Source organism: uncultured Bacillus sp., from assembly GCF_958411575.1.
Lineage (GTDB): Bacteria > Bacillota > Bacilli > Bacillales > Bacillaceae > Bacillus > Bacillus spizizenii.
Genome location: NZ_CATYRA010000009.1, coordinates 78,876 through 101,951, shown reverse-complemented (window position 1 = coordinate 101,951; position 23,076 = coordinate 78,876). Strand labels below are relative to the sequence as shown.

Here is a 23,076-nt window from a genome sequence, read left to right as displayed (position 1 = left end):
TATCAGTATAGTAAGTAATCGAGCCTTATGGATAGCGGGAATTAATGGGTAAGAGACAGGTTGAAAAACGGATTGTCATCTGATGAATGTTTTGGAAAGGAAAAGGGATAATAAATTTTGACACATGAGGCAGAACATGCCGGATACGGTGTCAGAATAACAGATGGATGTGTAAGCGATGTTACGATTAATGAGACAACACAAAAAAGAAACATATTATCTCTGGATCGCATTATTTCTCCTTTTGCTGTATGTATCCCCGCTCTTTATTTTAAAGGAAGATGCCCATATTCGCGTCCACGACAATTTAGATTCCAATATCGCTTGGTACAAGGTGCTGGCAGATAGCGGAGAAATCATCGGCAGGGTGGACGCGGCCATTCCGCAAATCATTAACGGGCTGCCGCGGGACGCCTTTGGCACTGAGTTGAGCGGAATTGTTTGGCTGCACGCTTTCTTTTCTTCCATGACCGCCTATGCAGTAAGCCAGACGATTACAAGGGTTGTCGCTTTTTTTGGAATGTATGTGCTGCTGAAGAAACATGTAATTCAGGAGCCAAAAGCGGCTTTCATCCGAATTGGCGTATCGCTGGCATTTGCCTTAACACCTTTTTGGCCTTCGGGAATGCTGAGTACGCTTGGATATCCTTTGGCACTGTGGGCTTTTTTAAATATCCGAAAAGGGGATAGCTCTTGGAAAGAGTGGCTGACGCTCGGTTTGCTTCCTTTATATTCAAGCTTTGTATTAGGCTTCTTCTTTTTCTTGGCAGGGATGGCATGCTTTTGGCTGTATGATGCTATTACAAAAAGAAGATGGAATTTGATGTTCTTAGGCAGTATTGCATTTATGACAAGTATTTATCTTTTCGTAGAGTATCGGCTCGTCTATTCGATGCTGTTCTCACACGCACCAATGCATCGGATTGAATTTATCTCATCCAGGCATGACGTTTGGCATTCTCTTCGTCTATCCGTAAAAAACTTTGTCTACGGGCATAATCACGTGATGACCGTTCACACTGTTGTCATCCTCCCGATCCTGCTGCTCGTATTTGCAGCTGTGCTGTTCAAGCGAAACCGGACAAAGTTAGAAAATGTTTATCTGTTTTTATGTGTGCTTAATTACGGACTGTCATTATGGTATGCATTTTGGTTCAACAAAATATGGGCGGTGCCGAAGCAGAAATTTGCCTTTTTAGCTGAATTTAATTTTGCCCGTTTTCATTTTCTGCGGCCGCTTGTCATATACGTAAGCTTTGCGCTTGCTTTATATCTTATTTGGCGGATGGGCAGAGGATGGAAATGGCTTGTATATGCTGCGGTTGCTGCTCAGCTGATGGTGTTGGCGCCTTTTAATGAAGAATATACGTATGGCGTTCACTACAATGCGCCGACATTCCGGGAGTTTTATGCATCCGAGCAATTCAAAGAGATTAAGGAATATATCGGGCGTCCTCAAGATTCGTACAGGGTGGCAAGCATCGGACTGCATCCGTCTATCGCCCAATATAACGGGTTTTACACGTTAGATACGTATAACAATCTGTACCCGCTCTCTTATAAATATGAATTTAGGAAAATCATTGAAAAAGAGCTGGAAAAAAACGCTCGGCTGAAACAATATTTTGATGAATGGGGCAGCCGCTGCTATCTTTTCGTTGATGAACTCGGTAAACGATATGATTTCAAAAAGAACTCGAAGAAAACGATTAACAATCTTCAATTAAATACAGATGTATTTAAAAAAATGGGCGGGCGTTATATTTTTTCTTCAGTTCCGATCAAGAATGCTGATCAAAACCATCTTGCGCTCGTTAAGACGTTTGACCATAAAGATTCTGCCTGGCGCATTTATTTATATGAAACAAGATAAGGAGGATATCGATTGAAACAGTCACAGCCAGTATTAACCATCGTCGTTCCGTGTTTCAATGAAGAGGAAGTGTTTCAAGAGACAAGCCGTCAGCTGACAGAGGTTGTAGACAGCTTAATTGAAGAGAAGTTAATCGGTGAAGACAGTAAAATTCTGTTCGTCGATGATGGCAGCAAAGACCGCACCTGGGCCTTGATTGCTATGGAGAGCATAAGAAACAAGAAGGTGACGGGCTTAAAATTAGCCTGCAATGTCGGACACCAAAGAGCGCTTTTAGCCGGGCTGCATAAAGCGAAGAACAGGTCAGACTGCGTCATTTCGATTGATGCTGATCTTCAGGACGACATCTCTGTGATCCGGGATTTTATGCTGAAATATCATGAGGGCTGCGAAATCGTTTACGGTGTCCGCCGCAGCAGAAAAACTGATACCTTTTTTAAACGCACGACTGCTTTAGGATTTTATCGCCTCATGAATAAGCTTGGGATTAAATTAATTTATAATCACGCTGATTTTCGTTTAATGAATAAAAGATCGCTTGAAGAGCTCGCTCGTTATCCGGAAGCGAATCTGTTTTTAAGAGGCATTGTTCCCATGATCGGCTTTAGATCAGCCGAAGTCTTGTATGACCGTAAGGAACGCTTTGCCGGCAAAACGAAATATCCGCTGAAAAAAATGCTATCATTCGCTTTTAACGGGATTACATCATTCAGTGTCGCGCCGATTCGATTCTTTACGCTTTTAGGTTTTATTTTATTTTTCTTCAGCACTGTGGCAGGAGTTGGAGCATTTATACAAAAACTGCTAGGCCATACAAATGCAGGCTGGGCGTCGCTCATCATTTCCATTTGGTTTTTGGGCGGGCTGCAATTAATGGGAATCGGGATCATCGGAGAGTATATTGGAACGATTTTTTCTGAGGTGAAAAGACGGCCGAAATATGCGATTGATATCGATTTATATAATGAGCCGCTAAGCCCGCTCCAGCGTCAGGAAAAAGAGCGGTTAGAAAAAAAGTACAGTTGAATGGGAAAGAGCTGACTTCATTCGTCAGCTCTTTCAGCGTGCCCGACAAGCTTTGCTTTTGACTACTCACGTACTTGAATGATAGATGGCTAATGACTCAGGTGTCCTGCCTGAACGCCACCTCCGTCACATCTGATGAAAGTCAGCTCTTTTTCTTCAACTGATGTAAAATGGCGTTAAGAGGTTCATCTTGCGGGTTGCGGTAAAAATCAAAAAATGGGCAGCCCTGTTTCTTAATCCGATCAACTACAGTATCAATCGTAAACATAGCGGGTGTTAAGGAGGGCTGTACCTCGTGCCAATAGAGCGGTGCCGCGACAGTTCCAAGGTCATTTCCTCTTGTCGAATAAGGACAAATAATCGTTTTTCCTTCTGCATGCTGCAAATAATCAAGATACAATTTGCCGTGCCTGTTTTTAATCAAGCGTTCAGTAGTAAATAGCTCGGGAAATGCATTGGTGCAGTACTCAGCGATCAGCTGTGTAAACTGGCGTGTTTCTTCATACGTAAATGCCTCAGGGGACAAGGGAATATAAAGCTGGATGCCCTTATTGCCGGACAGCTTCGGAAACGATGTGATGCCGAAGGAGTCAAACAGCCGCTTCAGCTCATTCGCAGCCTGCACAGCCATGAGAAAGTCGTCTCGTGAAGGTGGGTCCAAATCAATAACAATCTCAGCCGGACGCCTGCTTTGAATGGTTTGAAAAGGGACATGAAACTCCAAAGCAAGCTGGTTGGCAAGCCATAATAAAGTGGACATATCCTCGCAGACAATATGTTCATGGCTACCGTCATAGAAAGATTGAACAAAATCCGGCGCATAGTCCGGTTTGTTTTTTTGGAAAAACGATTCGCTCCTTGATCCATGCGGATAGCGGATGACGGTGACAGCACGGTTTTTCAGAAATGGGAACAGGTAGTCACTGACTTCAATCGTGTACTGAATAAAATCTTCTTTCGTTTTTTTATTCTTTTCAAATATGATTTTATCCAGGCTTGTGAACTGAAGCTTTGGATGGACCGTTTTGGAGTGGCGTATGACTTGCGCATATGTGCATTCGGTCCAGTCCATATGGAATTCAAAACCGACAAAAGATACCTCTCTCAATGTGCCTTGGAGAATCGTTAAGTATTGAACGGTTGCACAAATTGATGGTTCAAGCGTAAATTCCCCTGAAGATGTTTTATGCCCGTGCTGTTCCATAATCTCACGTATGGCGTTTTTTTCCTCATCACGCATTCCGTGTGAGACAGAGGCAATCGGTGTCATTACGCCGTTTTTTAACACAGACACCGTCAGAAATCCATTGTTTGGGTTAAACCCTGTTATACAAACATAAGCTTGTTTAAAGTTTTTATATTTGAGCCAATCGGACGACCGCTTTCTTTCAAGCCATTTGCTGTTTGTTTTCTTCGCTACGATTCCTTCTCCGTCATATTTCGTAACCATTTCCCAAAGCGGATCAAAATAATCATAGCAGGGGACATACTGAATCGTTTCCTTAGCATAAGGGTCTGGAGACGCAGGAAACTTTGCCGCAGACATGAGATCGTACAGCGATTTTTTCCGGTCCAGATACGAAAGAGACGATATATCTTCTCCGCGGCGCTCTAGCAGATCAAAGGCGAGAAAGCAACACGGACGCGCATTTGCCGATTCCTGAATCTTATCTGGTCTTTTCAAACGTCCCCGCACCTGAATGTGTTCAAAATCTGAACGGCAAGGGTTCACCAAACATACGATTTCGCCATCAAGTGTCAGAGGAAGATCTTTTTCCATATGCTGAAAGGCGGTTTTGGCGAATTGCGTGATTTCAGGAAAGGTGCTGGTAAGCTCCAAGCCATTTCTGCTGGTTAAGGTCACACCTTCTGAATGGATGCGGAGAATACAGCGGTACCCGTCATATTTTACTTCGTAGCGCCATTCTGCTCCTATTGGCGGTGATGAAGTAAGGACTGGCTGCATGGTTAACGCCATGGGCTATGACGTGCCGGAGGCTTTTTTTCTAGTTGTTTTTTGTTTTTTATCTCCGGCTCCTTTCGGTTCCGCGGCTTGTGCTGGTGCGGCTGCCGGGGTTTCCCGGTTCGGCTTTCTGGTGCGGTCGATGCTGGCTTGCAGGGCGCTGACCAGGTCAATGACATCTTCACGAGGAGGCGCTTTATCAGGAGTAACGGCTGTTTCTTTATTTTCAAGCTTGTCGTTGACTCTTTGCAGCAGGGCGTGCCGGTACGTGTCCTCATATTTCTCCGGCTCAAACTCAGCCGTCAGCTCATCTATTAATGTGATAGCGGTTTGCAGTTCCTTCTCGTTTACATTCGATTGATCCGGTACACCTGGGACATGAGCAGCGCTTCTCACCTCATCCGGATAATGGATAGACTCCATCACGATACAATTTTCATAAACGCGGAGAATGGCCAGCTGCTGCTTCGACCTGATTGTCATATTGGCGATGCCGATCTTTCCGGTTGAGCGCAGCGCCTCACGCAACAGGGTATAAGCTTTCGTGCCGTTATCCCCGGGTCCGACAAAGTAGGAGCGGTTAAAATAAATCGGGTCAATTTCCTGAAGCTGAACAAAATCAACAATCTCAACCGCTTTCTCCTCATGCTCCTGCTTTAAACTTTTTAAATCTTCGTCCGTCAGCACCACATATTTTCCTTTTACATATTCATATCCCTTTACAATTTCATCAGGACCGAGTGTTTTTTCGCAATTCGTGCAAATCTTTTCGTATTTGATTGGCGCGTGATCCTCTTTATGAAGGCTGCGCAGCTTAATGTCTTTATCTTCTGTGGCCGCATAGAGCTTGATGGGGATGTTTACTAATCCGAAACTGATTGATCCCTTCCACATTGTATGCATATCGATAAACCCCTTTTTTTCTTTAGTGTGAAGAGGGGGAGTACGATTCATGTGTAGTAACTTATGGGTGAAAAAACAGCCGTCGCTGTTATTGCGACGGCTGTTCAATAATTAATTGTTCGAGTTGTTCCGGCGGTATCGGCCTGCTGAAAAAGAAGCCCTGTAAATGGTCACAGCCTTTTTCGTAAAGAAGCTGTTTTTGAGCTGAATTTTCCACGCCTTCAGCAATCACCTGCAAAGACAGCTGATGTCCCATAGCAATAATGGCCCCGGTAATTTGCTCTGATTTCGGATGGGTCTGAATATCGTCGATAAATGATTTGTCGATTTTCAGCCTGTGAATCGGAAAGTCCTTCAAATAGCTAAGAGAGCTGTGTCCCGTTCCGAAATCGTCAATGCTGATTCTGATGCCTAATTCTGTTAAAGATGATAAAACCTTCTTGGAGTGATCGAGATTGTCCATTGTCATGCTTTCTGTCACTTCCACTTCAAGAAGCTGCGGAGGGAGCTGGTATTTGTCAAGCGCGTTCTTGATCAGGGGGATCAGATCTTCAGATTGAAATTGTCTTGCGGAAATATTAATGGCGACAGAAAGGTCATAGCCTTTGTCATACCAAACCCTTGCCTGCTTGCATGCTTCATCTACAATCCACTTTCCGATATCAATAATGAGACCGGTTTCTTCAGCAACACCGATGAATTCTCCGGGCGGACACAGCTGCCCGTCGGGGGTGACAAGGCGTATCAGCGCTTCTGCCCCTGTCATTTTTTGATTTTTTGCACTAAATTGCGGCTGATAATGCAAGACAAATCTATTGTTTTCGATTGCTTCTCTTAGTACCATTTCTTGGTTAAGCTTAACGGTTTCTTTGTTGCCGATCGAAAAAGAATAGTATCTGTATTTGCTTTTGTTTCGTTCTTTAGCGGCATACATCGCCATATCAGCCTTTTTCATCAATTCAAGACCGTCCGTCCCGTCTTTCGGTGATATCGCAATCCCGATACTGACAGATGTGATAAGCGTGTGATCCTGGATCTTAAAAGGTTTTTTGAATTTTTGGATAATTTTTCTTGCTAAAACATCTGCTTCTCCTGTGCTGGTATTGGCATCCGTTAAAATAATAATAAATTCATCACCACCAAGACGGGCGATAAATCCATTATCAGGGACAACAGATGACAGACGTCTACCTGCCAGCTGAAGCAGCTGATCGCCGACATTATGTCCTAATGCATCGTTAATCACTTTAAACCGGTTTAAGTCCAGAAAGAATACAACTGTGCTGTTGTTCAAAGTATGCTCGCGATTCATCACCGCTGTTAAGTGCGAAATGGCATGCCGTCTGTTGGGTAAATCTGTAAGTGAATCGTAATGAGCCATTCTATGGATTTCTTTTTCTGCCCTGTACTGCTTTGTCATGTCCTTGCAAATGACATAAATGCTGTCCAGCTCTTGATTGACCTCAACGGGTATAAGCGTAATATTTAAGTGAAACTGGCCTTTTTCAGTGATAAGATCGCTATCACTGTTAATGGCCTGTTTTTCTTTTTTGACTTGATCAAAAAGGCGATTAATCTTCTTTGATGTATAGTGTCTCCAATCGTGCATGCTAAAGCCAAATTTTCTGATCATGTCTTCACCAGCATGATTGGACGATATAATGTCTCCATCTAATGACAAAATAAAAATCGCGTCAATATTGTGGACGATTAAAGACTGAAACCTCTGTTCGTTATCCTTTATGCGTTCGCTCTGTTTAATAAACTTTCGGTCCGCATGGGAACTGAATAATAATAGCGTTTGTATACAGAAAACGATTAACGTAACAAAAATCGACCAATGAAACGTTTGCACCTCCATATGGCTTCCGGGCGGTCCCATGTCCTCGTGGAAAGATGCCGCAAGCATCCCTGTATAGTGCATGCCTGAAATCCCAATACCCATTACAATCGAACTGATGACTTTATAAAACATAAGATGATCAGAATGTTTTTTTAAGGCCAGGTCAAAGAATATTTTTAACGAGACGAAAGATGCCGCAATCGCAATGATAATGGAAAATGTAAAAAGAATCGGTTCGTACATAATCATTACCCGGGAAATGGAAGACATTCCGATATAGTGCATAGATGCTATAGATGCGCCAAGCACAACTGATCCAGTAAGCAGTCTGTAATATGTAAGAATGTTCCGGCTGACAAAATATAATGACACAAATGATCCGGAAACAGCTGCGCCAATGGATGCAATTAAAGGCATGAATTCATATTGCATCGGCATCTCCATATGGACGGCCATCATCCCAACAAAATGCATTGACCAAATACCGAATCCCATTATAAGTGAGCCGCCGATCAGCCAAACTATGCTTTTTAAGCCTGTATTGATAGTGACTTTCCTTGACAGTTCAAGGGAAATGTACGATGCGGCACAGGCAATAAGAATAGATAAACATATGAGCGTTGTATTATAAGTAACGTGTATTTCCAAATGGAGATTCCCCCCGTGTCATGTGTTCCAGTCTTGTTGACTCTCATTATTATCGGCTGCTTAGCCGCAGAGTTTCAGCCTTTAAGACCATAGAAATACGGTAAGATCTATTATTAGTTCAGCTGACCCTGAAAAATGTGTTAAAATCATGTTGACGTTTGCCGAAAAAACAAAATGCATTATACATAAGTATGAAAAAGGGGAAGTGATGGCTATCGAAGAGCTGGTTATGTCATGGATAGAAGCATTTAAAAGCTTATCTTATTTTGGAATATTTCTAGCGCTCTGTATTGAGTTTATCCCTGCTGAAATCGTCCTGCCGCTTGCGGGCTATTGGGTATCTAAAGGTGATATGACACTTTTTGGCGCTGTTTTGGCAGGATCTCTTGGAGGAGTGGCCGGCCCGCTTACGCTGTATTGGATAGGCCGGTACGGAGGAAGGCCGTTTCTTGAACGTTTCGGGAAGTATCTCTTTATTAAGCCTGAAGCGCTTGATAAGTCGGATGAATTTTTCAAAAAGCATGGGGGATTTGTAGCCTTCAGCGGCCGTTTCTTGCCAGGCATCCGGACATTGATCTCCATACCGTGCGGAATAGCAAAAATGAACGTTTGGGTGTTTTCGTTTTATACGTTCATCGCCATGCTGCCGATTACATTTGTATATGTTTATCTCGGTGTGAAGCTCGGTGAAAATTGGAAGGAAGTTGGCTCTATTCTCGATCAATATATGCTTCCAATCGGGATAGCGATTTTGGCATTGTTCCTGCTCTATTTGCTGATAAAAAAGAGGAAGAAACGCACCCATTCAGAACAATTATCTGTATTTTTTAAAAATAAACGTTGACAAAGTATCGCGCTGCGCATATCATTGACGTATAATATCATATTTCTTGAAATCCCAAAGGGGAGTAGCGTCCGGAATGTTTTCCGGAAACAAAGTCGTCATTTCATGGATTGCGATATCCATCGGCTTTGTTGGCATGCCTGAATTCATGTCTAGCAAGACCTTTGCCTTATGTCGGCAAAGGTCTTTTTTGCATGGTCCGGCCGGCATAAGATCGGATGAAGAGAAAGAAAACAACTTTTTTGGGAGGGTATCATTTATGGATGCAGCATTATTATTAGAGTATGGTTGGGTTCTTCTCGTCTTGATCGGGCTGGAAGGGATTTTAGCCGCCGATAACGCGCTGGTTATGGCGGTAATGGTAAAACATTTGCCGGAGGAAAAACGAAAAAAGGCGTTATTTTACGGGTTGGCAGGAGCTTTTGTTCTGCGGTTTGGCTCTTTATTCGCGATTTCTTTTTTAGTCAACGTTTGGCAGGTTCAAGCGATTGGCGCGATCTACTTGCTGTATATCTCAGCAAGCCATTTATTGAAAAGATATGTATTTAAGAAAGAAGACACGCATAAAGAGACAAAGCAAAGCGGTTTTTGGCCAACTGTTTTAAAAGTTGAATTGGCAGATATCGCGTTTGCGGTTGATTCCATCTTAGCGGCAGTCGCGTTGGCGGTTACGCTTCCTGGAACATCGCTTCCGAAGATCGGCGGACTTGACGGAGGACAATTTATCGTCATTTTGGCCGGAGGTATTATCGGCCTGGTGATTATGCGGTTTGCAGCTTCAATGTTTGTTAAGTTATTAAAGGAACGTCCAAGCCTAGAAACAGCGGCCTTTGTGATTGTCGGCTGGGTCGGAGTGAAGCTTGCTTTATATACGCTTGCCCATCAAGACATAGCGGTTGTTTCTGAACACTTTATCCATTCTGGAACATGGAAGCTCATCTTCTGGAGTGTCTTAGCGGCAATCGCGGTTTGCGGCTGGTTCATGTCAGGTGGAAAAAAACAGCCGGAGGGTGCACAAAACGAACAAAAAAACAGCAGCCGGGAACGGGCGTAATCTGAAGACTCTGCTTAAAAAGCAGAGTCTTTTCATGTTTAAAACGTTTTCATGAACGAAATAAAATAACATTTTTATAACAGCTTTGTTACAAAAAACACGTATAAAACCCCCTTAATTCTCTAGAAAGGCACGAAATCATGTATAGTACGTCAGAATGGTTTGTCACAATTGAGACATTGGAAATCAATATTTCTTTTTCTCCTTTGCGAATCCCTATCAAATTAGCTATCATTAATGAGTAGTTATAGGGAGGAACTGAGGTGAAACCAGTGCTTAGCCTTTTGTTTAAATTGGGAAAAAAGAAGCAAACGCTTGAAAAAACTGTTGAAAGTATACAAAAAGGCAATAAAGATCTTCAAAATGAATTAATACAGCAATATAAGCCATTTATCGCAAAGACGGTTTCATCCGTTTGTAAACGATATATAGATGAAAAAGACGATGAGTTCAGCATCGGACTGATCGCGTTTAATGAAGCTATTGAAAAATACTCACCTGAAAAAGGCAATTCTCTGCTCGCATTTGCTGAGCTAATAATAAAAAGAAAAGTCATTGATTACATCAGAAAAGAAGCCAGAAGCGCACAAAATATAAATATCGATTTACAGGAAGGAGACGATCAGGAGTCATCACAAAGCCTGATTGAAGCCGAGCTTTCCATTGATGAATACCGCCGTCAGATTGAGCAGGAGCAGAGGCGGGAGGAAATCCTCTATTTTCAAAAGCAGCTCAAAGATTATGGTTTATCGTTTAAAGAACTGCTTGAAAACTCTCCAAAGCATGCGGACGCTAGGCAAAACGCCATAAAGGTGGCAATGACCCTTGTTGAACATGAAGAATTAGCCGCTATCCTGTATACAAAGAAACAGCTTCCGGTGAAACAGCTAGAACAGCTTGTCTCTGTAAGCCGAAAAACGATTGAGAGAAACAGAAAATATATTATTGCGATGTGTATTATCATTACGGGTGATTATATTTATTTAAAAGATTATCTTAAAGGGGTGCTGCACTCATGAGAAGAGGGATTATAGTAGAGAAAAATAGAAAATTCGTCACGTTGCTGACCCCTGACGGACAATTTTTAAAGCCAAAAATGATCGCCGCAGCTATGAAATCGGAGAAGAAATCATGCTTCCGAGTGAATCACGCATGGGCAGAAGGGCCAGCTTTTTTGATTTTTTAAAACTGCGCCCTTTTAAAATGGGGATTGTTACGATGACTGCTATTATGCTTTTTATTTTTATCATTCTCCCCGTTTTTTCTAATAATAAGGCTTATGCGTATATGACAATCGATATCAATCCAAGCGTTGAAATGGCGTTAAACAGCGATTACGAAGTGATTGAACTGACGCCTCTAAATGATGAGGGAAAGAAAGTCGTGAATGATATAGATGATTGGGAGAAGACTGATTTTAAAAAGGTGATTGACGATATTATAACCGACTGCAGTGAGCACGGGTATGTAAAGAAATCGAAAGAAATATTGATTTCCACTGTTTATGAAAATACGGAAGACAATACATATAAAAAAGCTGTGAAAAAACAGCTGAATGATGTGACGGAAAAATATAAAACGACATACCGCATGGAATCTCTCGAGTCAGATATGCAGACGAGGGAAAAAGCGAAAAAGAAAGGCGTTTCAACAGGCAGCTACATCAAATCAAATGAAAAGAATAGTGAAGATTCAAAAGAAGACTCCAGCAAACAATCCGGGGAAGAGGATCAAAAGAGCGCCGGAAATGAGGATGAAAACACTGACCAAACAGACGGCCAGGACAACAAGCAAGGAGATAAGGAACAGCTGGATGATACGGATTCCGAAGAACAGAAAGAAGATGCAACGGATACACAGACTGATGATCGTGAAGATAAAAATGTAAAGGAATCAGATGAAAAAACGAATGTTGAAAAAGGTGGGGATCATGAGCAAACCCCAACACAAGATCCTCAAGATAAAGGAAATGAAGACAGCAGCGGTGAAAAGGGCCAAAGCCAATATCACAGGAACTGGAATAATGGTGAAAGAGGTCAAAGCCAGTATCACAGAAACTGGAATAACGGTGAACAAGGCAGGAATCGTTCTTCGTCAAACGGGGATAACGCTTCTGACCGCCGTAATCCAAACGGGTACAGCAGTGATAATCATTCAGCTCAAACTGAAGATTCGCCGAGTGACCCCGGCGAATGAAGACCTGAATTTATTTAGTTGTGCCATTTAATTGTGATTGTGCTTGCTGTACCAGCCGCTTTGTCATTTCCCCGCCTACAGAGCCGTTAGCGCGTGCGACTGTATCAGAACCGAGGTTTACACCGAATTCTTGAGCCACTTCGAGTTTAAATTGGTCTAGTGCCTGCTCCACCCCTGGAACAACGAGTTTATTTCTGCTCGCCATCTTTTTCATCTCCTTATTCTATATAGAAATTCTTAACGCGTACTTAGTTTGAAATGTACGGGGTTTATTTATGCTGGCAATTGTTGTGGAGAATAAGAAAACCCCGGCCTCTAAGCCGGGGGTGACGCAGACTATATAATGTCTGCTGTCATTTTGTGTGCGGTTGCCTGAATATGGAAGGTCAAAATGGAGAGGACTGTAATGGCGATAATTTGTCTGATTTTTAGCCATTGGCTGTCATTCAGTTCTTCAAAACGGTGGCGAAGACGCTCTGTCTCCTGTTCGACGATCTCCTGCAGATTCGATTCTTTCATAGAAGGCGTGTCTTGGTGATGAACGGCATCAAGCACATATGCACAGCTTTCATAGTAAGAAATCGGGCTGATGACATCATCGGATCTGTCTGAGATTGTGTTAAAGGCCACTTTTAAAATAGCACGTATATGTTCAAAGTCATAAATGGATTTTAAATCACGTACAATTAAAAGAATGACTGCCTGTTCAACAGAGTATTTTTTGCCCAGCTCAGGGTGTCCGATCAAATCCTTAATATCACGCTTTACCCAGTTTTGAATAGCAGTGGACTTTAACGAAGTCAGCTCGCATAGGTTGCCAAGCTCTACGATTTCGTTTGTAGAGAGACCGTATTCTTTCCTCTGCTTTTTTCGTTCGTATCTTGTAAGAAATTCAGGAATTTCAAGATGATTGGCTGCTTTTTCCGCTGACATGTTCGCTGATTGGACGAGAATGTCGAGCGGGCTTATTTCGCCTTGTCCTTTTAGGGAATAGAGCAGCCGCACCATATCGGTTCGAGTGAGTTTAAAAATGTTCATTGTTCACCTCTTTAAAACAATTTGACGCGGATATAGTCTATGTATGAGTTCAAAATTAAAGCGTCAGCAATTACATTAACATCATACGTCGAATTCCTTGCATTTTCAAACGGATGATTTATAATTTAAGTATACAGGTTCCTTTGAACTTAAAATAACGGAGGTTGTCATGGCGAAAAGAATTTTTCTGTTTATTTTAACGAATATTTTGGTTCTTACAACAATCGGGATCGTTTTGTCTGTTTTAAGCTCAGTTACCGGAGTCGGGACGTACTTTACAGCTGATGGCGGTATCGATCCAATTGCGCTTCTTGTATTCAGTTTAGTCGTTGGTTTTGTCGGTTCCTTTATGTCTCTTGCGATGTCAAGATGGATGGCAAAGACGATGATGGGTGTCAGAGTGCTGAATCCGAAAAAACACACGCTCAGCTATGAGGAACAGCAATTGGTTGATCGTGTTCACCGATTAAGCCGCTCTGCCGGGTTAACGAAAATGCCGGAAGTCGGAATTTACCGTTCACCTGAAGTGAACGCGTTTGCGACTGGGCCGTCAAAACGCCGTTCCCTTGTGGCAGTGTCGTCAGGGCTGCTGGAGCAAATGGATGATGCCGCAGTTGAAGGTGTGCTTGCCCACGAGGTCGCGCATATCGCTAATGGTGATATGGTAACAATGACGCTTTTACAAGGTATCGTCAATACCTTTGTCGTCTTTTTATCGCGTATCGCAGCTTGGATTGCGAGCCGTTTCGTCAAGGAAGATCTTGCACCGATCGTTCATTTTATTGCAGTGATTGTCTTTCAGATTGTCTTTTCCATTCTCGGCAGCCTGGTTGTGTTTGCGTACTCACGCCATCGCGAATTTCATGCTGACAGGGGAGGAGCGGATCTTGCCGGCAAGGATAAGATGATTCATGCGCTTCGGACGCTTAAGAGCTACTCTTCCCGCATTATGGAAGACGATCAGACAGCTGTCCAAACATTAAAGATTAATGGCAAGAAGCGTTCTTCGCTTTTCTCTACTCACCCTGATTTAGATGAGCGAATCAGACGGTTAGAAGCTAAATAATACAAGCACATTGTTCCTCTGAGAGAATCCCTCAGAGGTTTTTTATTTTATCCTTTGACTAAAATAATAAAAAAATAAGCAAGTTAAGAAAATGTTTCGTAAAAGCCTTTAAAAATGGGTCCAATATCTTTAGAATAATTACCGTACTTAAAAAGAGAGGCAGAAGAATTTTACATGAAATTTAAGATTGGAAAATTGATACAGGCATTATCTCCAGCCCAACTGATTGCATTATATTATTTTCTTGCAGTTACTGTGGCGGTTATATTGCTGAGTCTGCCAGCGGCACATAAACCGGGGGCGGACTGGACGTTTATTGATGCGCTGTTTACGGCTGTCAGTTCAGTCAGCGTAACGGGGCTGACGGTAGTTGATACAGCTGATACATTCAGCACAATAGGCATTTTTATATTGGCATTTGTTCTGCAATTTGGCGGAATTGGGATTATGACGCTCGGAACATTCATTTGGCTGATCATGGGAAAACGAATCGGGCTGAAAGAACGGAAACTGATTATGGTTGACCAAAACCAATCCCAGTTTTCTGGGATTGTCAATCTCATGAAACAGGTTCTTTTTCTGATCTTGTGGATTGAATTTTTTGGCGGGCTCATACTCGGCACTTATTTCTTAACCTACTATGATTCCTTTCAGGAAGCTTATTTACACGGATTTTTTGCCAGTATCAGCGCAACCACAAATGGCGGTTTTGATATTACAGGTAATTCGATGATCCCTTTCCGCCACGATTATTTTGTACAGTTTATTACTATGCTTTTAATTGTATTTGGGGCGATTGGATTTCCTGTTCTTGTTGAAGTAAAGGATTTCTTGTTTTCAAAGCATCGAAGATATCCGTTTACACTTTTTACGAAAATCACGACGATCACGTTCGGCTCACTTGTCTTGTTTGGGGCTATCGGCATTTATGTCCTGGAAGCAAACCACACGTTTGCCGGAAAGTCCTGGCATGACATTTTGTTTCTGTCCCTGTTTCAATCAACGGCAACCCGAAGCGGGGGGCTGGCAACTATTGATATCAGCCAATTATCAGATGCTACAATATTTTTTATTTGCGCGCTGATGTTTATCGGAGCGTCGCCAAGTTCAGTAGGGGGAGGCATACGGACAACGACTTTCGCTCTGAACCTTCTTGCGCTGTTTCATTTTGCCCGCGGCAATAAGTCAGTCAAGGTGTTTAAACGGGAGCTGCATCCTGCTGATCTCATGAAGTCGCTTGTTGTCACAATGATGGCGATTCTTCTCGTTTTTGGCTCGACACTCATTCTTACCATTACAGAAAAGCACTCGCTGCTGGAGCTTTTGTTTGAAGTGTGCTCAGCATTCGGTACAACCGGTCTGTCACTTGGAATTACTGCTGATTTAAGCAACGTTGGAAAATGTGTCATTATGATTGTCATGTTTATCGGGCGAATCGGTATCCTGACCTTCCTGTATCTGATCGGAAGAAAGGAAATTGAAGCGAATTATCATTATCCGAAGGAAAGAGTGATTATCGGATAGAAAAAACACCGCATGTTTTGCGGTGTTTTTTGATTGCCAAAAAAAAGATGTGTGGCGCCGTTTCAGTTGGAGAACCTAACATCAACAGGTGCAGTTTAAAGCTCCTGCATCTTTAAGCGAAATAAATGTCTGAAAAATTGGCGAGGAGGATTCGTATGAAGCGAAAAGCTGAAGTGAATGAAGCCATTAAAAATAACAATACACCTACTGAGAGCATGGACCCCAATTCTTATAAGACACAGTATCATGACAACCCGAATTTTAGGGGTGCAAACCGCAATTCCAAACAGGGTCAGCAAGGAGGCATGTGATTTTGAAGAAAAATCGTCATAGCAGAGATATGCAAAATCATAAAAAGCCCATGAATAAGAAAGTGCTGGAGGAAGAATTCTCAAGTGAACTTGGGGATTACAATGCCGGCAAGATCATCGAAATGCTAGAAGTCACAAAGCCTGAAAAGAAAAAAGAGAAAAAACAAAAATAAAAAAGACCTCTTAGGCGAAGTCTCGCTTAAGAGGTGCTTTTCTATTTTAAATAAGCATTTTTGCCCGTGCCTCTGACCAATTGCAATAAGCTGGTCATTCTCAGCTCAATGAAGGGCTGAGCAACTGTCTTAACAAAATTGCTGGAGAGTACTGATGTCAGGGCTGCTGTTAAAAGTAAGAGAATCACTAGGCTCTGATAGTCAGTAAGCGAATCCTCAAGCCCGAACTGTCTCAATGTTTTAATAATAAACCCATGAAGCAAATACACGTAAAATGTCCGGGTTCCCCATTTCGTAAAGAAGAACCGTTTTTGCGGAACGAGTGCTAAAAAGCTGAAGGTCGCCGCAAAGGCGAGTACATACCAGCCGATTCGGGAAAGACCGCTTGCCAAGGTAACGTCTCCAAATGAAGAATACGGTTTTGAACCAAACAGAAAAGAATAGTCAAAGTCGATGCCCCAGCAGATGACGAATACGGCGGCCAGTACCCCGAGCGCAATTTGTTTGCCTCGTTTTGATCTCAATAAATCAAAATGATGTTTATTTAAATAAAATCCGACAAGGAACATCGGTAAGAATACAAATGTCCGCGACAGGCTCAGCGTGCTGCTGACAAAGTCTAAATAGCCGATCAGCACGGCAATTCCGCAGCTGACAAACAGCGCCCACAGCTTTGAAAGCTTTGAAAAAGGATAAAGCAGCAGGTTCCAAAAAAATAAGCTTACGAGAAACCATAACGACCATTGCGGATCAATCGGATTCACATTTGCCATGCTTTCGTCTTGCATAATGTAATAGAAGACAGAATAGATGATTTGGAAAATCAAATACGGAATAATCAGCTTGACCGCCAGCTTTTTCACATATCCCGCGCGTTTAAAGCCTTTTGCGAAATAACCGGATACGAGAATAAAGGCAGGCATGTGGAATGTGTAAATGAACTTGTAGAGGTAAAGCATAAAGTTGTTATCATTAATAAAGGAACGAAGAATATGCCCGAATACAACAAGGAATATCAATAAGAATTTTGCATTATCGAAATAACTGTCCCGCGATTTACTCATAGCATCACCTTCTCTTTAATCAGTCACTAAGAGATTATTCCCTGCTGGTATATATTTTAAAATAAAAGATGAAAAAGGAATTGAAAAAATGGCTGATTGTTAGGACGATGTAAAGTGGCGGTAAGGATCGTAGAAAATGTCTTCGTTATGTAATCGCGCTGAAATTTTCTGAAATTTATAGGGCAAATGAAGGAAGTTCCCGCATTTTGTAGAAATATTGAGGGATAGGTTTTGAAGAAGGAGTGTACACGCATGGAAACTCTTGGTGTCCAGACAAATTCGGAGCTGCGGGAAGAACTGAAGCGTCTCAAAGAAGAAAATGCCCGGCTGAAAAAGGAATTGAATCAGCATCAAGTGATTGTCAACAATACGCTCGATGCTATTTTTATATGTGATAATGAAATGCGAATCGTTCAGGCGAATGAAGCAACAGAGAGGATGCTTCAAGTTGATTCGGAAGATTTGAAAAAGCGTTCCGTTTTGGATTTTTTGTTTTCAATCCCAAAGGATGAACTGAATCATGCTGTAAAGAAGTTTTTTAAAAAAGGTTTCCTATGGAAGGAGGTCCCGATCAGGCTTGATGGCGGGGCGACAAAATACATAGAGTTTCTGGCCAAAAGAGGGATTGGCGAGGATTTCTTTTTTGTTGTCATGAGAGACATATCTTCAAAGAAAATTCTGGAGCGGGAATTCTCTATGAATGAACAGCTTTTTAAAGACTTGTTTGACAGAGCTGTTGACGGAATCGTCCTTTTTGATAAAGATGGCGGTTTTATTGATGCCAATTTGTCCTTCTGTAAAAGTTTTCAAATCAATCAAAATGAGCTATCTCATTTATCGTTATATGAGTTCATAGACAGCGGCTCACGAAAAGATTTCGATAATATCTGGAAAACGCTCAACCGCAAGGGAAAAGCAAAGGGAGAGCTGCCCGTCAAGCTTCGTTCAGGAGTTCAAAAGCTATTTGAATTCACGATTACATCAAACATCATCAGCGGGTTTTATATGTCCATTATGAGGGATATCACGGAGAAGCGGTCTATGGAGCTGCAGCTCTTTAAAAGTGAGGAGCGCTTCAGAGAAATATTTGAAAATGCGATGGATGCTATAATTATCTGGTCGAATGACGGAAGAATCGTGAAGGCGAATCAGTCAGCCTGTAAAATCTTTGAGCTGCCGATGAATTTGCTGTTGAAACGAAGGCTGTGTGATTTTCTCGTTGACTCGCAGCAGAAATACAGCATAACGAAGAGGAAATACGCAAAATACGGAGAGATCAGAGAAGAGCTGCTGTTTCAAATGGGGAATGGGCAGTTCAAAGAACTTGAATTTACTTCAAAGCGGACAATATTAGAGAACCAGCACTTGACGATTTTAAGAAATGTCAGTGATAGAAAGCGGATGGAAAAGGAGCTTCGGGAAAGTGAGCTGAAATTCAGAAAAGTGTTCAACGGCTCAATGGACGGCAATGTATTGTTCGACAATCAATACAGGATCATCGACGCCAACCCGTTAGCAAGCCATATTTTAGGCCTGTCACATGAAGAGATTAAACAGCATAGCCTGTTAGATATTATTTCTTCGTATGAAATAGAAAATCTTGCATCACCGGCAAGACAGATTAATTTTGACGAAATGGACAACGAAATTCCATTTTTGCTGAGCAGCAGTGACAACAGAAAATTGGAATTCTCATTTAAACGAAATATTATTCAAAATATGAACCTGGCTATCTTTAAAGACGTAACGGAGCGAAAAGAACTGGAGGAACGCCTGCGCAAGTCAGATACCCTTCATGTTGTCGGCGAACTCGCTGCCGGTATCGCTCATGAAATCAGAAATCCGATGACAGCTCTTAAAGGCTTCATTCAGCTCCTGAAAGGAAGTGTGGAGGGAGACTACGCCCTTTACTTCAACGTGATCACCTCAGAACTAAAGCGCATCGAATCCATCATCACCGAATTCTTGATTTTAGCCAAGCCCCAGGCCATTATGTATGAAGAAAAACATGTTACCCAAATTATGAGAGACACCATAGATCTTCTAAACGCGCAAGCCAATTTAAGCAACGTACAAATCCATCTTGATTTAATTGACGACATTCCCCCGATCTACTGTGAACCGAATCAGCTGAAACAGGTATTTATCAATATATTGAAAAATGCCATCGAAGTAATGCCTGACGGCGGAAACATTTTTGTGACGATAAGGACACTGGATCAAGATCATGTTCTCATCTCCTTAAGAGACGAGGGAATCGGAATGACAGAAGATAAATTAAAGCGCCTTGGTGAACCGTTTTATACGACAAAGGAACGGGGAACTGGACTTGGGCTTATGGTAAGCTATAAAATTATTGAAGAACATCAAGGCGAAATCATGGTAGAAAGTGAAGAAGGGAAGGGCACCGTTTTCCACCTTACGCTTCCCGTCAGACAGAATGCTGAAGAAAGAAGGATTGATGAATGAACTACTACACGACAGCGGAAACGCCGCTCGGGGAACTCATAATTGCCGAAGAGGGTGGCCAAATCACCCGTCTATTTCTCAGTCAGGAAGATTGGATGGATTGGAAAGAAACCGTTCAGCATACAGAGCACAAGGAAACACCTTACCTGGCAGAAGCGAAAAAACAGCTTCATGAATACTTCGCCGGCGAAAGAAAGACATTCTCACTGCCGCTGAGCCAAAAAGGCACTCCTTTTCAGCAAAAAGTGTGGGAGGCGCTGGCGATGATACCATACGGAGAATCCCGAAGCTATGCTGACATTGCCGCTGCGGTCGGCAGTCCGAAAGCGGTGCGCGCAGTCGGACAGGCTAATAAACGTAACGACTTGCCAATTTTTGTCCCGTGCCACAGAGTGATCGGCAAAAACAGCGCGTTAACGGGGTATGCTGGGAGCAAAACCGATATCAAAGCATTTTTGCTGAACATCGAGCAAATCTCCTATAAAGAAAAATAAAACATATGGCACGTTCCCTTTTTTCACGGCCGACATATCATTTTATTAAGTTAAAAAAGTTGGTCTGATGAAAAAGGAGGACAAAGCAATTGAAGCCGAGCCGCTCTGAGAAAATTGCCGTTTTTGCCAAACTGTTTGTGAAACTGCATATTTTATCCAGCGCTCAAAAAGATGAAATCATCAATATCAATAAAAACAAACAAAAAAACCGCTGACTCGGCCCGAAATGAGCAAAGTCCAGCGGTTTTTTAATGAACCTTTTCGCCTCTAAACAGCTGTTCAATTTCTTCTTCGTAGTTACCGGTCATAATCCCTTTTTCTGTGATGATTCCTGAAATAAGATCATGAGGTGTAATGTCAAAAGCGGGATTAAAGACAGGCACATCGGATGGAGCCGTCCGGACTCCGGAAATCTGTCTTACTTCCTCAGGATCTCGTTCCTCTATCGGGATATCAGCGCCGCATTTCACTTTTGGATCAAATGTAGATAAAGGTGCGGCGACAAAAAACGGAATATCAAAGGCGTTTGCTAAAATCGCGAGACCGTATGTTCCGATTTTATTTGCCGTATCACCGTTCTTTGCAATTCGATCGGCTCCGACGATGACAGCGGAAATTTGTTTTTCCTTCATCGTATGGGCGGCCATGCTGTCTGTGATCAGAGTGACATCAATGCCTCCCTGTATCAGCTCCCACGCAGTCAGACGTGAACCTTGAAGGACAGGCCTTGTTTCACAGGCATAAATATGCAGGCCCAAATCCTTTTGTTTGGCCAGGTAAAATGGAGCGAGCGCCGTTCCATAGCGGCTTGTCGCGATAGAGCCGGCATTGCAGATCGTCATAATCCGGTCACCTTTTTTGAATAGCTGCAAGGCGTTTTGGCCGATCATCCGGCACGTTTCCTCATCCTCGACCTGAATCTGGATCGCTTCATGGACAAGGTTTGTTTTTGCTTCATTTACGGAAATGGCGTTTTCGATTGAATGACTCAGTCTCTCAAGCGCCCAAGATAAATTAATGGCGGTAGGCCGTGAGCTGTTTAAATATTGTTTGATATCTTCCAGTCTGCGGCGGAATTCCGTGACATCATCTGTTTCAATGTCTTTTGCAGCAAGCGCAAGTCCGAAGGCAGCCGTAATGCCGATGGCCGGGGCGCCTCTTACTTTGAGCGTGACAATTGCGTCAAATACATCCTCTTTCGTCGTCAGCTCCACATATTCCGTCACGTCAGGAAGCTTTTGCTGATTTAAAATGGTAATGGCTGTTTCCTTCCATTCAACAGAACGGGGAACAGCAAATGAATGGGTCATGAATGGATCATTCCTTTACAAGTAACTTAAATAATTCAATAACATCCGTTATCGTTTTGAATTCCGAACGTTTTTCGATAAAGGCTGTGCCGGTTTCGAGCGCCAGCCGTTTTCTGCCGATTCGTTTATCAAATGGCACGATTGTATCCAGATCAGCCACATGGGCAAGGCCGATCGCGCGGCGTATCAGTTCACAGCCCGCAAACCCGATCGCCTCTTCAAAAATATGACTGAGCGTATCAGTAAGATAACCGTCAATTTTGGCGTAAACATCCAGACTGTCCTTCTCCCAGGCTTCAATGAATGTCTCTTGAAATGTTTCCCAGACCTGCTTGACATGGTGATATAACGGCTCTCTGTCAGCCCCGTCACGGCCGAGTGCGTTCAAAAATAAGTTGGCGATAAATTGGCCTACATCAAAGCCGATCGGTCCGTAAAAAGCAAATTCAGGATCAATCACCTTTGTTTCATGTTCGCTGGCAAAAATGCTTCCTGTATGCAAATCACCATGAATCAGCGTTTCTGCCGATGTTAAAAATGACTTTTTCAGCTTTGCGGCTTCGATTTTGACGTTGTCATTTTTCCAGAGCTTCTCAACAAAAGGACGAAGCTCTTCTTCAAAATCATTTGTGTCATGGTCAAAGAAAGGGTCTGTAAAGACAAGTCTTTCTGTAATGTCGCACAGCTCCGGATTTGTAAACTGTTTAACAAGCTGTTTTTTCACCTTGGGTTCAAGCGCGTAATCTGATGAATAGAAAAGGGTCTTTCCTAAAAATTCACCGATGTGCTGTGACAGATGCGGATAATGGTCACCCTCAATGAGTCCTTTTCTTGCGATTTTCAGGTGAGAGAGATCCTCCATGACGGTAACCGCCATTTCTGTATCAGAATAAAACACTCTTGGAACCAGATGAGGGACATGCTCGCCTTGACGGATGAGAGCGCTGCTTTCGATTCTTGCGCGATCGATTGTCAGCGGCCAGCTTTCTCCAACGACTTTTGCATATGGAACTGCCTGTTTAATGATCAAAGCTCTGTCATGTTCTTGATCATAAATATGAAAAACGTAATTTAAGTTGCCGTCGCCGATCTCCTGGCATGTCAGCGTGCTTTTGTTTGGAAATAAGCCAAGCTTCACTGCCAGCGCCACAGCGGAGCTTTCATTTAACGTTTCGTATAAAGGTGTTTTTGTGACTGCCATTGTCATAACCTCCAATTATGTAATCTCTTGATATGTGTGCCGCAGAATGGCCGTAAAAAAGCCTCCTTCTCAGAGA

20 protein-coding genes and 1 pseudogene are annotated in these 23,076 nt (G+C 42.6%); 13 read left to right on the top strand and 8 right to left on the bottom strand.

Going from position 1 to position 23,076, the window contains the following annotated elements; genetic code table 11:
* The first annotated feature begins 178 nt into the window (after positions 1-178).
* Together Q5C82_RS15425 and Q5C82_RS15420 are read left to right on the top strand one after the other, a co-directional pair.
* A complete protein-coding gene (locus Q5C82_RS15425) occupies positions 179-1,873 on the top strand; it encodes a DUF6044 family protein (RefSeq protein WP_003218551.1) in 1,695 nt (564 codons plus the stop codon).
* A 12-nt stretch (positions 1,874-1,885) separates the two neighbouring features.
* Positions 1,886-2,899, top strand: coding sequence for a glycosyltransferase family 2 protein (locus Q5C82_RS15420; RefSeq protein WP_003218552.1), 1,014 nt, complete (start codon positions 1,886-1,888; stop codon positions 2,897-2,899).
* A 142-nt stretch (positions 2,900-3,041) separates the two neighbouring features.
* Here Q5C82_RS15420 and Q5C82_RS15415 read toward each other — a convergent pair whose 3' ends face one another.
* The 3 genes from Q5C82_RS15415 to Q5C82_RS15405 are packed head-to-tail and all read right to left on the bottom strand — an operon-like array spanning position 3,042 to position 8,256.
* On the bottom strand, positions 3,042-4,877 hold the full coding sequence (locus tag Q5C82_RS15415) for a DNA ligase D (RefSeq protein ID WP_003218553.1): 1,836 nt from the start codon (positions 4,875-4,877) through the stop codon (positions 3,042-3,044).
* Between the two features lie 3 nt (positions 4,878-4,880).
* Positions 4,881-5,816 carry a Ku protein gene (locus Q5C82_RS15410; protein WP_079996346.1) on the bottom strand — a complete coding sequence of 312 codons (936 nt, stop codon included), beginning with the start codon at positions 5,814-5,816 and terminating at the stop codon, positions 4,881-4,883.
* 37 nt (positions 5,817-5,853) lie between these two features.
* Positions 5,854-8,256 (bottom strand): EAL domain-containing protein, encoded by a 2,403-nt coding sequence (locus Q5C82_RS15405; protein ID WP_003218555.1) that lies wholly within the window; start codon positions 8,254-8,256, stop codon positions 5,854-5,856.
* Between the two features lie 178 nt (positions 8,257-8,434).
* On the opposite strand from Q5C82_RS15405, the gene Q5C82_RS15400 reads away from it, so the two are divergent.
* The 4 genes and pseudogenes from Q5C82_RS15400 to Q5C82_RS15385 all read left to right on the top strand — a co-directional run bounded on the left by Q5C82_RS15400 (position 8,435) and on the right by Q5C82_RS15385 (position 12,350).
* Positions 8,435-9,100, top strand: a complete 666-nt coding sequence (locus Q5C82_RS15400) for a DedA family protein (protein ID WP_079996591.1) — start codon at positions 8,435-8,437, stop codon at positions 9,098-9,100.
* Positions 9,101-9,176: 76 nt separating this feature from the next.
* Entirely contained in the window at positions 9,177-10,154 is a 978-nt protein-coding gene (locus tag Q5C82_RS15395) for a TerC family protein (RefSeq protein ID WP_003218558.1), read from the top strand.
* A 263-nt stretch (positions 10,155-10,417) separates the two neighbouring features.
* On the top strand, positions 10,418-11,173 hold the full coding sequence (gene sigI, locus Q5C82_RS15390; RefSeq protein ID WP_003218559.1) for an RNA polymerase sigma factor SigI: 756 nt from the start codon (positions 10,418-10,420) through the stop codon (positions 11,171-11,173).
* Positions 11,170-12,350: pseudogene (locus Q5C82_RS15385) on the top strand (anti-sigma factor domain-containing protein). Before sigI ends, Q5C82_RS15385 begins: the two are co-directional and overlap by 4 nt.
* Positions 12,351-12,360: 10 nt before the next feature.
* On the opposite strand, the gene sspD reads toward Q5C82_RS15385, so the two are convergent.
* Both sspD and htpK read right to left on the bottom strand, forming a co-directional pair.
* Positions 12,361-12,555: an acid-soluble spore protein SspD gene (sspD, locus tag Q5C82_RS15380; protein WP_003218568.1), complete on the bottom strand. Its 195-nt coding sequence runs from the start codon at positions 12,553-12,555 to the stop codon at positions 12,361-12,363.
* Between the two features lie 131 nt (positions 12,556-12,686).
* Entirely contained in the window at positions 12,687-13,388 is a 702-nt protein-coding gene (gene htpK / locus Q5C82_RS15375) for a transcriptional regulator HtpK (protein ID WP_003218571.1), read from the bottom strand.
* A 169-nt stretch (positions 13,389-13,557) separates the two neighbouring features.
* On the opposite strand from htpK, the gene htpX reads away from it, so the two are divergent.
* The 4 genes from htpX (at position 13,558) to Q5C82_RS15355 (ending at position 16,462) form a co-directional block, all read left to right on the top strand.
* Complete coding sequence (htpX, locus tag Q5C82_RS15370; RefSeq protein WP_003218573.1) at positions 13,558-14,454, top strand: protease HtpX; 897 nt, start codon at positions 13,558-13,560, stop codon at positions 14,452-14,454.
* 174 nt (positions 14,455-14,628) lie between these two features.
* Entirely contained in the window at positions 14,629-15,978 is a 1,350-nt protein-coding gene (ktrD, locus tag Q5C82_RS15365; RefSeq protein WP_003218575.1) for a Ktr system potassium transporter KtrD, read from the top strand.
* Positions 15,979-16,133: 155 nt separating this feature from the next.
* Positions 16,134-16,289, top strand: coding sequence for a hypothetical protein (locus Q5C82_RS15360; RefSeq protein ID WP_003218577.1), 156 nt, complete (start codon positions 16,134-16,136; stop codon positions 16,287-16,289).
* A gap of 2 nt (positions 16,290-16,291) precedes the next feature.
* On the top strand, positions 16,292-16,462 hold the full coding sequence (locus tag Q5C82_RS15355) for a hypothetical protein (protein ID WP_003218579.1): 171 nt from the start codon (positions 16,292-16,294) through the stop codon (positions 16,460-16,462).
* Positions 16,463-16,503: 41 nt separating this feature from the next.
* Here the strand turns inward: Q5C82_RS15355 and Q5C82_RS15350 are convergent, their stop codons facing one another.
* Positions 16,504-17,526 carry an acyltransferase family protein gene (locus tag Q5C82_RS15350; RefSeq protein ID WP_003218581.1) on the bottom strand — a complete coding sequence of 341 codons (1,023 nt, stop codon included), beginning with the start codon at positions 17,524-17,526 and terminating at the stop codon, positions 16,504-16,506.
* Positions 17,527-17,778: 252 nt separating this feature from the next.
* Between Q5C82_RS15350 and kinE the strand changes: the two genes are divergently transcribed.
* The 3 genes from kinE to Q5C82_RS15335 all read left to right on the top strand — a co-directional run bounded on the left by kinE (position 17,779) and on the right by Q5C82_RS15335 (position 20,704).
* Positions 17,779-19,995 (top strand): sporulation two-component system sensor histidine kinase KinE, encoded by a 2,217-nt coding sequence (gene kinE, locus Q5C82_RS15345; RefSeq protein WP_003218583.1) that lies wholly within the window; start codon positions 17,779-17,781, stop codon positions 19,993-19,995.
* Positions 19,992-20,489 carry a methylated-DNA--[protein]-cysteine S-methyltransferase gene (locus Q5C82_RS15340; protein ID WP_003218584.1) on the top strand — a complete coding sequence of 166 codons (498 nt, stop codon included), beginning with the start codon at positions 19,992-19,994 and terminating at the stop codon, positions 20,487-20,489. The genes kinE and Q5C82_RS15340 overlap by 4 nt, the downstream gene beginning before the upstream one ends.
* An 89-nt stretch (positions 20,490-20,578) precedes the next feature.
* Positions 20,579-20,704, top strand: a complete 126-nt coding sequence (locus Q5C82_RS15335; RefSeq protein ID WP_003218585.1) for a hypothetical protein — start codon at positions 20,579-20,581, stop codon at positions 20,702-20,704.
* Positions 20,705-20,737: 33 nt separating this feature from the next.
* Here Q5C82_RS15335 and mtnA read toward each other — a convergent pair whose 3' ends face one another.
* Both mtnA and mtnK read right to left on the bottom strand, forming a co-directional pair.
* Entirely contained in the window at positions 20,738-21,799 is a 1,062-nt protein-coding gene (gene mtnA / locus Q5C82_RS15330) for an S-methyl-5-thioribose-1-phosphate isomerase (RefSeq protein ID WP_003218586.1), read from the bottom strand.
* A 7-nt stretch (positions 21,800-21,806) separates the two neighbouring features.
* Positions 21,807-23,000: an S-methyl-5-thioribose kinase gene (gene mtnK / locus Q5C82_RS15325; RefSeq protein ID WP_003218587.1), complete on the bottom strand. Its 1,194-nt coding sequence runs from the start codon at positions 22,998-23,000 to the stop codon at positions 21,807-21,809.
* Positions 23,001-23,076 lie beyond the last annotated feature (76 nt).